Annotated in this window: 10 protein-coding genes and 2 pseudogenes; 5 read left to right on the plus strand and 7 right to left on the minus strand. The window is 69.0% G+C overall.

The features are described 5' to 3' along the window. Window positions 1-1,005: 1,005 nt before the first annotated feature. The 6 genes and pseudogenes from B141_RS0134095 to B141_RS0134115 all read right to left on the minus strand — a co-directional run bounded on the left by B141_RS0134095 (window position 1,006) and on the right by B141_RS0134115 (window position 7,699). Window positions 1,006-1,776: a GntR family transcriptional regulator gene (locus B141_RS0134095; protein WP_020579669.1), complete on the minus strand. Its 771-nt coding sequence runs from the start codon at window positions 1,774-1,776 to the stop codon at window positions 1,006-1,008. Window positions 1,777-1,780: 4 nt separating this feature from the next. Beyond that, window positions 1,781-3,109: a HupE/UreJ family protein gene (locus B141_RS0134100; protein WP_020579670.1), complete on the minus strand. Its 1,329-nt coding sequence runs from the start codon at window positions 3,107-3,109 to the stop codon at window positions 1,781-1,783. A 254-nt stretch (window positions 3,110-3,363) separates the two neighbouring features. Then, on the minus strand, window positions 3,364-5,100 hold the full coding sequence (locus tag B141_RS0134105; RefSeq protein ID WP_020579671.1) for a metallophosphoesterase: 1,737 nt from the start codon (window positions 5,098-5,100) through the stop codon (window positions 3,364-3,366). Window positions 5,101-5,981: 881 nt separating this feature from the next. Continuing rightward, window positions 5,982-6,083 (minus strand): annotated as a pseudogene (locus B141_RS53100) (IS481 family transposase); the annotation flags it as partial. A gap of 174 nt (window positions 6,084-6,257) precedes the next feature. Then, the gene (locus B141_RS0134110; RefSeq protein ID WP_020579672.1) at window positions 6,258-6,941 is read right to left on the minus strand and encodes a phosphonatase-like hydrolase; all 684 of its coding nucleotides are present in this window, start codon (window positions 6,939-6,941) and stop codon (window positions 6,258-6,260) included. Beyond that, complete coding sequence (locus B141_RS0134115; RefSeq protein ID WP_020579673.1) at window positions 6,938-7,699, minus strand: GntR family transcriptional regulator; 762 nt, start codon at window positions 7,697-7,699, stop codon at window positions 6,938-6,940. The genes B141_RS0134110 and B141_RS0134115 overlap by 4 nt, the downstream gene beginning before the upstream one ends. Window positions 7,700-7,866: 167 nt before the next feature. Here B141_RS0134115 and B141_RS0134120 point away from each other — a divergent pair, with 167 nt between their 5' ends. The 5 genes from B141_RS0134120 to B141_RS0134140 are packed head-to-tail and all read left to right on the plus strand — an operon-like array spanning window position 7,867 to window position 12,084. After that, complete coding sequence (locus tag B141_RS0134120) at window positions 7,867-9,027, plus strand: TIGR03364 family FAD-dependent oxidoreductase (protein WP_020579674.1); 1,161 nt, start codon at window positions 7,867-7,869, stop codon at window positions 9,025-9,027. A 16-nt stretch (window positions 9,028-9,043) separates the two neighbouring features. Then, entirely contained in the window at window positions 9,044-9,967 is a 924-nt protein-coding gene (locus B141_RS0134125) for a phosphate/phosphite/phosphonate ABC transporter substrate-binding protein (RefSeq protein WP_020579675.1), read from the plus strand. Further along, window positions 9,967-10,758, plus strand: coding sequence for a phosphonate ABC transporter ATP-binding protein (locus B141_RS0134130; RefSeq protein WP_020579676.1), 792 nt, complete (start codon window positions 9,967-9,969; stop codon window positions 10,756-10,758). Before B141_RS0134125 ends, B141_RS0134130 begins: the two co-directional genes overlap by 1 nt. Continuing rightward, window positions 10,755-11,591 carry a phosphonate ABC transporter, permease protein PhnE gene (phnE, locus tag B141_RS0134135; RefSeq protein WP_020579677.1) on the plus strand — a complete coding sequence of 279 codons (837 nt, stop codon included), beginning with the start codon at window positions 10,755-10,757 and terminating at the stop codon, window positions 11,589-11,591. The genes B141_RS0134130 and phnE overlap by 4 nt, the downstream gene beginning before the upstream one ends. Further along, window positions 11,584-12,084: an alcohol dehydrogenase catalytic domain-containing protein gene (locus B141_RS0134140; RefSeq protein WP_020579678.1), complete on the plus strand. Its 501-nt coding sequence runs from the start codon at window positions 11,584-11,586 to the stop codon at window positions 12,082-12,084. Before phnE ends, B141_RS0134140 begins: the two co-directional genes overlap by 8 nt. An 8-nt stretch (window positions 12,085-12,092) precedes the next feature. Here B141_RS0134140 and B141_RS44275 read toward each other — a convergent pair. Next, window positions 12,093-12,263: pseudogene (locus tag B141_RS44275) on the minus strand (IS982 family transposase); the annotation flags it as partial.

Genomic DNA, 12,263 nt, shown 5'->3' on the forward strand with positions numbered 1-12,263 from the left:
GAACTCCAGCCCCTTGAATAACGGATTTCGGCTCTGCCGGACGGCTCGGTGCGATAGCGGACCAAGCGCAGTTCGCACCAGTCGAGAGATGGCTTTGCGCCAGCTGAACTCGCTGCGAGGACCATGACCGGCGGAAGGTCATGACTGGCCTCGTAGGCGGACGTGGACGAGGCTACTGTACTGACCGCCGAAGCCAGCACGACGTCGTGGACAAGCGGCGCCAACTCATTCGTGTCGGTCCAGCCATGGTGGTGCCCCCTTACGGTCATCACCCGGGCTCTACCTGTCTTCAGGCCGGCGGCTACCGGTCAGCGACAGCAGCGCCTCGGGCAGCCGCTACGCATTCGTGCCAACGGCGACCCAACCCGCTGGGACATCCACCACTGGCAGAACAGGAACCCATCTTTGTCGATGGACTCGTCCAGCTCATGTGGGGCGCGCCGGTGCACCTCTACCACGGAGGGCTGCAGCACGCGAGCGTGCGCTACCACGACCCGGTCGCCAGCCGACCAGGACTGCCCGCCGACGTCGCCGCGCTCGTGGCCCAGGTCGAGCGTCAACGGCGACGCTGCACCTGGTCAACTGCTCGACCACCACCGGCCGCGACATTGTCCTGCAAGCCGGGGCCTTCGGCGAGCATCACATCGACCACGCCACCATCCTCGACGGCGACAACGCCGGACAGCACACGCAGGTGAACGCACCCTGGCTTCCTCTTTACCTGCAGCCCCGTGGACACCTTCGGCTTCGCCTCACCATCGCCGTTTCGCCAACGCCCCTTCGTACGACACCTGCGGCCGCTACACGCTGCTCAGCCGGCACGGGAAGCCGTATCGGAGTGCGACGCCTGGACGATTGGGCGGCGGTGGTCTACCTGGAGACCGCCCCGTTCGTCACTGGCGCGAGCTGTACAGCTTCCCGCGACAGGCCTTGGTCACGCTGGAGTTGGTGCCGCGGAGTCGTTTCCCGGGCCGCGATCCCAAACATGCGGTCACCGCTCCGGCTTCAGCCGGCAGGCGAGGGCGAGGTCGTTACCTGAGAGAACGACACCATACCGGGGAGGTAGCGGTCGTCGCTGTACTCGAAGGCGCGGCCGTCGACGAAGCGCACAGTACGCAGCACACGCAGCACGGGCGTCCCGCGGGAGACCCCAAGCAGACGACCGTCCATCGCCGACGCCGCGATTGCCTCGATGCGGTGTTCGGCGTGTCCGAGAGGCACGCGGTGCTCTCGCTCGACGACCTCCATGATCGACCGTGCGTCGACGGGTAGCGACTCGATGGTGGCTGCGAGCCAGCTGGGGAACGTCGTGTGCTCGACCATCACAGGCACCCTGTCAAGGGCACGCACCCGCACCACCCGCAGGACTGGATCGCCCCGCCGGCCGCCGAGCTCGCGCGCCTCCACGCCCGTGGCTCGCCCCCGGGCGACCTCGACGAACCGACCCGACGGCGTCATACCGGAGGCCAGCGCCCACTGACCGAAGGAGCGTACGACGCTCAGGCTCTGCGAGCGCGTCGCGGCATGGACGTACCAGCGTCGCCCAAGGGGCGACACGAGTCGGCTCTCGTTCTCCAACCGGGCGAGGGCGCGCTCCACGGTGCCCCGGGCGACCCCAAACTCGCGCGCGAGCGAGGCCACACTCGGCAGCACGGTCCCGATCGGGTACTCCCCCGCGCGGATACGCACCTCGATCGCCGAAGCAACCGCACGGAACCGAGGTGACGCCCGCCAGACGCCTGCCACGTGGTCCGGCCGCGGGAGCGCCTCAGACATCACATCACCCGAGACCGAAGAGACGTTGCACGAACCAGAACAGCCCGACAACCGCGACTCCCGCAGCCACGACGACCCCCAGCCACAGACCGATCGGCGGTAGGCGCCGACGCAGAAGCAGGAGAAGCGGGAAGACCACCACGATGATCGCGAGCTGCACCAGCTCGATACCGACGTTGAACACCAGCAGGGAGCTGAGCAGTGCCCACGAGAACGGCTCGTCGATTCCGAGCGCGCCAGCGAATCCGAGGCCGTGGATCAGGCCGAAGGCGAAGACGACACCGAGCCGGGCCAACTCGGCCGATGTGACTCGACGGCGCACGGGACCGTCGGCGGCTGTCCGAGCAGCTGTCTTCACCGGTGACGTGAGCGTCGCGGTGCTCCCCGATGCCGGGCTGTCGTCCCTCAAATTGGCAGCCGTTGCTGCGAGAGATGCAGCGTTCCCAGTACGGGGCGGCTGCTGCGCCCTGCTACGCCAGGCGCCCCACACGTGCCAACCGGCAGCAGCCGAGATCGACAATGCGATGACCGGCTCGACGATCGCGGCCGGCACCGAGACGACACCGAGGCCTGCGAGGATGAACGTCAAGGAGTGCGCGGCGGTGAATGCGCTCGCGGCCAGCAGAATGTCGCGCAGCCGCCTGGACCCGACGATGAGCGCGAGAAGGAACAGGATGTGGTCGATGCCGAAGAGCAGGTGCTCGACTCCCAGCACGAAGAACTCCCCCAGCCGCGCGGACGAGGCCTTGTCGCTGACGAATGTCGGGTCGTCGGCGGTGAGGACGGCGTTCCCGGCGCTGCCGTGCAGGTCGTACTCGAGGATCGTGTCGGTGCTTCCCACGAATCCCTCGTTCTTGGGGAACAGCTCGCTCGTGACCTCGTACGCGGCCGCACTGTCCGAGGACGCCGGGCAGGAGAAGTCCAGCACGACGATGGTATGGGGGACACCATCGCGCTCGCTAGCCCGGAAGTCGCCCACCTGTGACGGCGAGCAGTCCTCGCCGCCGAGGGCGACGCCGAACCCGTTGCGGACGTACGCGAGCACGGTCTCCGCGTGGGTGTCGAGCACCCCGACGTCGGCACCGGACGTCCGGAACGTCGCCTTCGCCTCGCGCTCCAGCTCGGGATCGTCTTCAGCCTTCGCGGCTGAGATGACCAGCAGGACGTACTCGAGCTCGACCTCCGCCCTGACCACACCATCGGCCGGTTCGGTCAGCTCGACGTAGACCGCGGATGTGAAGCCGTGCGCTGCCGCGGGCAGGCCCATCGTCGCCAGGGCGCAGATCGCCAGGATCGCGACCGCGAGAAGGCGGCGCCAGAACGAAACAGTCATCGCATCCTCGGGTGGGGGCCTCGTGGGTCGGTGGGCACGCTAGCCAGGTACCGGCACGTCGCAGTGACCGCTTGGTGAATCTCACGCGAAGGGTCCGTCCGACGCGCCGGCAGCGACGCGCCGGACGGACACAGGTGACCACGTCGAGCAGGACCCCCGGACACACCGTCGGTCGTAAGGAGGTCCCGGCCGGCGAGCTGCGCTCGCGGACCCGAGGTCTGGGGTTGCCGTCCCGTGGTCTCTTCGAACTGTTGTCAGCCGGCGCTCGTCGTGAAGGTCGTGGTGATCGGCTTGCCCGCCTTGCCCCAGGTGTTGTGCGGGGTGATGCGGACTTCGTACTCAGTGTTCGGGGTCAGCCCGGTGATGGCGTGGCCGCGGGCCGGCGGCAGCGGCAGGATGTAGAAGCCGGACCACTGTTTGAAGTCCGCGACCTTCGCCCCGATGGTCTTGTCGACGACCTCGTAGCGGTAGATGTGCACGATGTCCTGCACGTTGTTGGGCGCCGGCAGGGCCTGGCGGAACGACACCTGGGCCGCGTCGGCCCGGATGTCACTGACGGTGACCGCGGATCCCTTCGGCCACAGCGGGCCCTTGGTGGCGGCGGCACGGCGGTTGGTGAACGGGAAGTTCTTCTGCGGGTTCTTGACCGCCGTCTTGACGTCCCACTTCCAGGTCTGGTCGATCCATTGGCCGGCCTGCAGGTCGTAGTTCTTGACCGTCACGACGCTGCCGTTGACCTCGACGATGGAGGTCTGTGCGTTGTCGCCCGCGTCGTTCGGAGTCGTGTCGTTGTCGACGCCGCTCTCCATCTCGAAGTAGGCCAGTGGCGGCGCGTTCACGGTCGTGAACCCACCGTCCTGCCAGATCGAGGTGGAGATGTTGTTGGGGGTGTGGATGTGGCCACCCCACACCACCGCCTGCGGGTAGGCGTCGAAGACCGACTTGAAGGTGTCACCGCAGCCGGTCGACAGACCAGCGCCGTACCACTCGTTCGACACGTAGTGCGTGCACCGGAGCGGGTGGTGCACCAGCACGAACACGGGGCGGTCGGGGTTCTCGGCCGTGTCGGCGGCCAGACGCGACTGGAGCCAGTCCCGCGCGTAGGCGTAGTTGCCGGTGTTCGGCTGGGTCGGCCGGCCGGTCGCCTCGTCGAATTCGCCGGCACCCGGGGAGACTGTGATGAAGTGGTAGCCGTTGATCGTGTAGTCGGCGTTGGGACGCTGGCCACCCGTCGCTTGGGTGAACAGGTCGTAGCCCGCCATGCTGCCGCCGATGTCGTGGTTGCCGAGCGCCGCGACGAGGTCGATGTCGTCGGTGCCGTCGCCGTTCTCGTCGAGGCGGCGGTCGAGCACCTCCTTGAGACCGGCGTACTCTCCGGCGGTGGCGTTGTTCGTCAGGTCGCCGACGAACAGGGCGGCGTCCATCTTCTCGGCGTGGAACAGGTCGAAGGCCTTGTCCAGGTCGCGCCACTGGTTATGGATGTCACCCAGCGCACCGAAGGTGATCCTGGGCGGCCGCCCAGCCGTCGATGGCCGCGCCGCGGTCGTCCGTGCCTGCTGGACCTCGGCCTCGTCACCGGCGACCACCGGGAACTCCTGGGTGTCCACGGCGCCCGCGTCGCCTACCGCCGAGTAGGTGAGGGTGTAGTCGCCGGGGCGCTGCGGGGTGAATTCATAGTTCCGGTCGTCACCGGATCCGCTCGGCGAGATCTCTGAGGTGACCCCGTCGGGGGAGGTCACGGTCACCACGAATCCGCTCTTGTCCAGAGCGGCGCCGTCCTCGACGGCGCTGGCTTCGGGAATGCTGTAGGCCTTGCCGACCGCAGCGGTCTTCTCGGGTGCGAACTCGAGCTGAGCCGACTCGTTGAGCAACTCGAACGTGGGCTTGTCTGTCGTGGCCTGGGCGGCGACGGCGCCGCCACCTACGACCACTGCCGTCGCGGCGGCGACGGCGAGCAGCCGGGGCCGCCACGAGCGCCTGATGGAACTCATCGCTCTCCTCGTCCCTTCTCTGCCCGAACCGAGTGCCGGGCAATTGACTAGACAAGTCGATCGGACGGTGACGGCGAGCGGCTTCCGTCGCCCAGTCCTCGGAACGGCGGGATCGTGAATGTTCCGTGATGCGATGTGGCAGTTGTCCGTGACTGCCAGTTCCGACCGGGGGACCGGGTGGACGACGGGCCCTAACAGGCGCCATCGGCGAGGCGAGGTGGGACCTTCTCGTAATCCCTTCTCGAAGTAGTCCCCTACCCCGACACGGCGTCCAGCCTCAACCTTGATGCGTTCTGCGGGCCTTCTGCTAGCTGCGTTGGTCGCCAAAGCAGCCAAGGACAACATCCCCAACAGCCTCTACGAGCGGCTCACGGCACGGTGGAACACCTCGCGACGCCTAGCGGCAGTCGCACTGACCGAGTTCCCAGCCCTAAAACCGAGTTCCCAGCCCTAAAGGGGATGGGCCCTGGTCCCGAATTCTCGGCGGGTGACTGCTGAACGCGTACGTGGGCACTCGCCGAAACCCAACCAATAACCCACACATCCTGAGGAGAAGAGTTCATGCGTAATGGTGAGATCACCACCACGGTGGCCGGGCACCTGACCAGTGACCCCGAGCTACGGTTCACCCCGAATAGCGCACTGCCCGCCGCGCGCCGCGCCGCCCCGTGGCGGGGTTCACGGTCGCGGTCAACTCCCGTACCTATGACCGGCAGACCGGCAAGTGGACCGACGGGGACATCGTTCGTGCGGTGCACGGCGTGGCGTTTAACTGGCCGAGAACATCGCCGAGTCGCTGCAGAAGGGCGACAGAGTCCTCATGGCCGGCCGATTCGGCGAGGACCACTGGCAAGACGCCAAGACGGGAGAGAATCGGTCGGCGTGGACGGTGAACGCCGGGCAGGGTGCTCGGTGTAGGCGAGCCGGGAGAACCCGTCTTCGGCGGAGTGGAGGTAGATGTAGCCGGCCTGGGCGCCTTCCCCTCCAGACCTTTCCACGACTCAACCTGGGTCCGTGTCCGAGGACCGCCGGGCACCTCAGGAGACTCTGCTCCATCAGGAGTGGACCGGGCTACGCCATCCTCCTGCAAGCGGGTGCCTCGCCGCGCTTGCCGTGGTGCGCGCATCGTCGGACCGATCCGCAACAGCGCGGACTACTCAGAGGATCTCCGGCAGTTGTGCGACGCCCGGCAGTAGGTGGGTGTGCCGCTCGCGGCCGAGTGCGCTGGCGTCGAACGATCCGGTGAGCACGCCGACGACCAGCCGGGCGCCAGCGTTGACCCCGGCGGCCAGGTCGTTGGGGGTGTCACCGGCGACCAGGACCCGCTGGGTGCTGGTCACGCCGGTGGCCTCCATGCAGCGGAAGATGAGGTACGGCGCCGGCCGGCTCACCGGGACCAGGTCGGAGGTGACCACGGTCTCGATCAGTGCCCCGGGGCCGACCTCCCAGCCGAGCCCGGCGAGGATCGAGGCGGCGATCTCGTGGGCGTAGCCGGTCTGCAGCGCGATCCGCACGCCCCGTGAGCGCAGCGTCTCCAGCGCCTCGACGACACCGGGGAAGGGCGCGGGGGGAGTCTCGCGGTAGGCGGTGACCAGGCGCGTGCTGAAGTCGGCGTACACCTTGTCGACTGTGGGCTCTGACACGTCCGCGGAGAGTCCTGCGAGCAGCCCGGCGATCGCCTCGCGCTTGCTGGTGCCTTTCCAATGCGCCAGGAGGTCGGGAGGCACCGGTACGCCGGCCGCGTCCGCGACGGTCTGGTCGAGCACTCGGTAGACCAGGCCTGCCTCGTCCACGGTGGTGCCCGCCATGTCGAGGGCGGCAAGCTCGATGTGCGGGCTCACGAGGTCTCCTTCAGGATGCGCAGGCCGTGGGTGACGCCGACTGAGGTCGGCCGGGAGTTGTCGATCGTGAAGGTGACCCGGTCGGAGCGGTAGCGGTCGTCGCCGTACTCCAGGGGTACGCCGTCGGCCGACGTCGCCCGTCGTCGTTCGCGCAGCAGGGGGCTGCCGAGCTCGAGGTCGAGCAGTTCGGCGTCGACCTCGTCGGCCGCGACCGCGTCGATGGTGTGCCGTGCCGAGTGCAGGTCGACGCCTTGGCTGATGAGCCAGGCGTAGATCGAGCCGCAGTCGGGGTCGAAGTCGAACAGCAGGCGCCCGACGCGCTCGACGAAGCTGCTGCGCTCGAGCATGGCCGGATCGCCGTCAAGGGTGCGCAGCCGGAGCACGTCGATCACCGGTTCGCCTTCCTCGATCCCGAGGGCCGCCGCGGCGGCTGCGGAGGCGCCCCGCCGGGCCACCTCGATGGTGCGCTGGCCGGGCACCCGGCCGATCTGCTCGGCCCAGGCGGTGAACGACAGGAGGTTCTCGAACGGCTGGCCCAGGGCGTTGTCTCGCACTACGGGCGGGCGTCCTTGTCCGCCTCCGATGAGTCCCTCGTGGCGCAGCGTCGAGAGGGCGCTGCGTATGGTGCCGCGGGACGCGCCGAAACGGGCGCTCAGCCGAGCCTCGGAGGGGAGGTTGGTGCCGGGGGCAAGCTCGCCACGCAGGATCTGGTCGCGCAGCTCGTCAGCGACCTGGACGCGCAGTGGGACCGTCGGCATGCCCCGACCCTACAACTTGGCCAGACAAGTCGACGGTTTTGCGCTGTAAACGCTGTGCGAACGACTCGCAGTCCGATCGAGGACGCAGAAAACATTCGGTTAACTTGTTCATACAAGTAATGCGCGAGCCTTGACCGGCCCGTTCAGCGCCGACCAGCGTGTGGCCCGTGACCACCCCCAGCACGCCTGCTGCCCCGTCCGGCGAGCCCGGATTCGAGCCCACTGACGCCGCCGACCTGGTCGTCGTCGGTGCCGGGATTGTTGGTCTCGCGCACGCCCTCGAGGCGGCGCAGCGCGGACTTCGGGTGACCGTGCTCGAGCGGGACCGGCGGGCCGTCGGCGCCTCGATCCGCAACTTCGGCCACGTCTGCGCGACGGCCCAGGCCGGGCCGGCGCTCGACTACGCGCTCTTCGCCCGGGAGCGCTGGCTGCGGCTCGCCGAAAAGGCTGGGTTCTCCGTGCAGGAAACCGGAACCCTCGTGGTTGCGCGCACCCCGGCGGAGCAGGCGGTGCTCGAGGAGTTCGCCGCCGAGCGCGGCGGCGACCAGGTGCGTCTGCTGACCGCCGCCGGCGCCCGCGGGCTGTTTCGGCTCGCAACCGAGGAGGTCGTCGGCGGCGCCCACCTTCCGCTTGACGTGCGGCTAGACCCGCGCATCGCTGTGCCGGCGCTCGCCGACTGGCTCGCGGGCCAGGGCGTCCAGTTCGGGTGGGGCGTCCACGTCGGCGGGATCGAGCCTGGGCTTGTGCACACGGCGTACGGTCCGGTCCGCGCTGAGCGGGTCGTGTGTGCCAGCGGCCACGACGTCGACCGGCTCTTCCCGCGGGTCGCCGACGAGCATGGCGTGCGACGCTGCCGGCTGCACATGCTCGAGGTCGCCCCGCCGGGTGGTGTCGAGATCGCGCCGGCGGTGCTCACTGGAACCTCGATGCTGCGGTATGGCGGGCTGGCCGCACAGCCGTCCGCCGCGGCGGTCCGCGCCGAGCTCGCCGCGGCCACCCCGGAGCTGCTCGAGGTGGACATGAACCTGATGCTCACCCAGCGCCCCGACGGCTCGATCGTTCTCGGCGACACCCACCACTACGAGCGCACCCACCTCCCGTTCGACGAGGAGTCGGTGACCGATCTGGTGCTGCGCGAGGGAGCCCGCCTGCTCGAGGGCGAGCTCACCGTGCGGCGCCGTTGGCGAGGGATCTACGCCCACTCGCCGCTCACCGACTTCCTCGTCGCCGAGCCGCACCCGGGGACGCGGGTTGTTTCCGTGACCTCCGGCATCGGCATGACGACCGCCCTCGGGTTGGCCCCGACCGTACTCGACCACCTGTTCTGACCCCGAGGAGAAGACCATGACTACGTTCCGCACCATCGCTGCGCTCGCGGCGACCGCCGCCCTCGCCCTCGGTGCCACCGCCTGCGGAAGTGACGGCGCTGAGCCTGCGGCCGCCGGCGAGGACACCATGTGCCCTGACGGCAAGCTCCGTTTCGGTGTCGAGCCGTTCGAGGATGCTGAGACGCTGATCCCGATCTACGAGAAGCTCGGCACGGTGTTGGAGGAGAAGCTCGACTGCCCGGTCGAGGTGCAGATCGCCGAGTCCTACGTCGGCGAGATCCTCGCGATGAAGAACAATAAACTCGAGATCGGTCAGTTCGGTCCGCTTGGCTTCGTGTTCGCCGAGCGGCAGGCCAGGGCGATCCCGATCGTGTCCTTCGCGGACGAGAACGGCGATGTGTCGTCGTACACCGGCGGCATCTGGGTGCCCAAGGGTTCTGAGATCGCCGCGATCGAGGACCTCGCCGGCCGCAGTCTCGCGCTCTCCGAGCCCGGCTCGACCTCCGGTGACGCCGTGCCGCGGAAGGTCCTCATCGACGCTGGCATCGAGAAGGACGTGAAGGTGAACTACGCCGGCGGCCACAGCGAGGCCCTGCTCGCCCTGGTCAAGGGCAAGGTCGATGCCGCCGAGATCAACTCCCAGACGCTCGCGTCCGCGACCGCCGAGGGCACGTTCGATGAGTCGAAGTTCACCCAGATCTGGGAGTCCAAGCCGATCCTCAATGACCCGATCACCGTCTCGCCGAACCTCAGCCCCGAACTGCGGAATGCCATCAAGGAGGCGTTTCTCGACCTGAAGCCGGCCGACGTGAAGGAGATCGGCGGGTACCTCGACTTCAACTCGCCCTCGTCCAACCCAGTCGTCGAGGTGACCAGCGAGGACTACCAGGAGGTCAAGGACCTCGCTGACGCCCTCGGCCTCACCGAGGACGATCTGTGATGCCTGCGCAGACCAACTCGCCGACCGCGCCGGAGGTCGGTACCGCCACCCTCTCGGTCCGTGGCCTGACCAAGCGGTATGGCGACCGCACCGTGCTCGACGGTCTCGACTTCGACGTCGGGGCTGGCGAGGTGGTCAGCGTGCTGGGCGCCAACGGCTCGGGCAAGTCGACCGCGCTGCGCTGCGTGGTCGGACTGGTGCGGCCCGAGGGCGGCTCGATCACGGTGGCGGGCCGGACGGTCACGCCGGGAGTGCCACTGAGCGAGGTCGCCATGGTGTTCCAGAGGATCCACCTGGTGCCCCGGCGTTCGGTGCTCGACAACGTCTGCGCGGGCGCGCTCGGACGACTGCCGCTTGCCCAGTCCTGGGCGACCTGGGCCTTTCCGCAGGACCTGCGCGAGGAGGCAATGGCCTGCCTGGACCGGGTCGGCCTCGCCGACCGGGCGCATGACCGGGCCGGTCGGCTGTCTGGTGGCCAGCAGCAGCGGGTGGCCATCGCCCGGGCTCTGTGCCAGCGGGCCCGGGTGCTGCTGGCAGACGAACCGGTCTCCGCGCTCGACCCGGCGGCCGCCGAGTCGGTCATGCGGCTACTGCACTCGTTGGCCACGGAGGACCGCATCGCCGTGGCCGCCGTGCTCCATCAGCCCGACCTGGCTCGCCGCTACTCCGACCGGGTGGTGGGCCTGGCGGAGGGGCGGCTGGAGTTCGCGCTCCCGGCGGAGGAACTCGGCGACCACCGGATCGACGAGCTTTACGCCGCCGACTACCGCGCCGAGGGAGCCGCGCTGTGACCACGACTGGGATCACCACCGGCGGTGCAGGGCGCCTGCCGGTCCCGCCGCGTCCGCGGCGTATCGCCGCCGTCGGAAGCGCGGTCGTCCTCATCGTCCTCATGGTGGTCGCCCACGCGGTGGCGTGGCGCGAGACGGAGTTCTCGGTCGGCGCGCTGGCCGACGGCTGGCGCGGCATGGTCGAGTTCCTCGGCGAGGCGATCCCACCGGACCTGAGCGACACGACCCTGGAGCGGGGCCTGGGGGCCTGTGTCGTGACGTTGGCGATCGGGCTGCTGGGCACCACCTTCTCGATTCCGTTCTCTCTCGTCCTCGCCCTGCTCGGGTCCCGGACCACCTCGCGGAGCCCGGTGGTCTACCAGGCCGCGCGGTTCGTCATGTCGTTCTTCCGTGCGGTTCCCGACATCGTCTTCGCGCTGATCTTCGTTACCGCAGTGGGCCTTGGGCCGTTCGCGGGCGTGCTTGCCCTGATCTGCCACAACACCGGCGTGATGGGAAAGCTGTGGTCGGAGGCGATGGAGGAGATCGATGAGGGACCGGTCGAAGCGTTACGCACCGCCGGTGCGTCCAGCGTCCAGATCGCCTCGCACGTGGTGCTGCCCTCGGCGGCGCCGCAGTTCGTTGGGCTGCTGCTCTACCGGTTCGACGTCAACGTGCGCTCCTCGCTGGTGCTCGGCCTGGTCGGCGCCGGCGGCATCGGCTTCCTGATCAACAAGTCGATCCAGCTGTTCCGGTTCGACGAGATGATGACCTACATCGTCATGATCCTGGCGCTCATCGTCGCGGTCGATGTGCTGAGCGGGAAGATCCGGCACCGGCTCTCCGATGCCTGAGCTCACCCGCGCTGCGCTTTGGCGCGGCGGCGACCGGTTCGACGTCGTGGACGTGCCGCTGCCCGTGCCCGGGCCGCGTGAGGTGCTTGTGCGGGTTCTGCTCGCCACGGTGTGCGGGAGCGACCACCACACCGTCGCCGGGCGCCGGTCAGGCCCGTGCCCCGGCGTGCTGGGCCACGAGGGGGTCGGCGAGCTGGTCGCCTGCGGCGCGGGCGTGGACATCGCGCCCGGCGAGCGGGTGGTCTGGTCGGTGACCGTCGCTTGCGGCGGGTGCGACCGCTGCGCGGCGGGGCGTACGGCGAAGTGCCGCTCGGTCCGCAAGGTCGGCCACGAGGCGTGGGACTCCGACTGGCCGCTGTCAGGAACGTACGCCGAGCACCTGCTGCTCCCGCGCGGCGCGTCCCTGGTCCGGGTGCCGCCGACCGTGTCCGATGCGGTCGCCTCGCCCGCGGGCTGCGCGACCGCCACCGTCATGGCCGCCCTAGACGACTGATTCCTAACTCAGTGGTCGTAGGCGATGAGGGATCGGGTGACGGGGGCGCCGGTGTTGTGGTTGTGCCAGATTGCGGTGGCGAGGGCGAGGAGGCGTTGGGCGATGCGGGCGTAGAGGCTTTCGGGGGTGCGGGCGCCGTGTAGTTCGAGGGAGAGCTGGCCTTTGCCGGTGTCGAAGAC

Source organism: Actinopolymorpha alba DSM 45243, from assembly GCF_000373925.1.
Taxonomy (GTDB): Bacteria; Actinomycetota; Actinomycetes; order Propionibacteriales; family Actinopolymorphaceae; genus Actinopolymorpha; species Actinopolymorpha alba.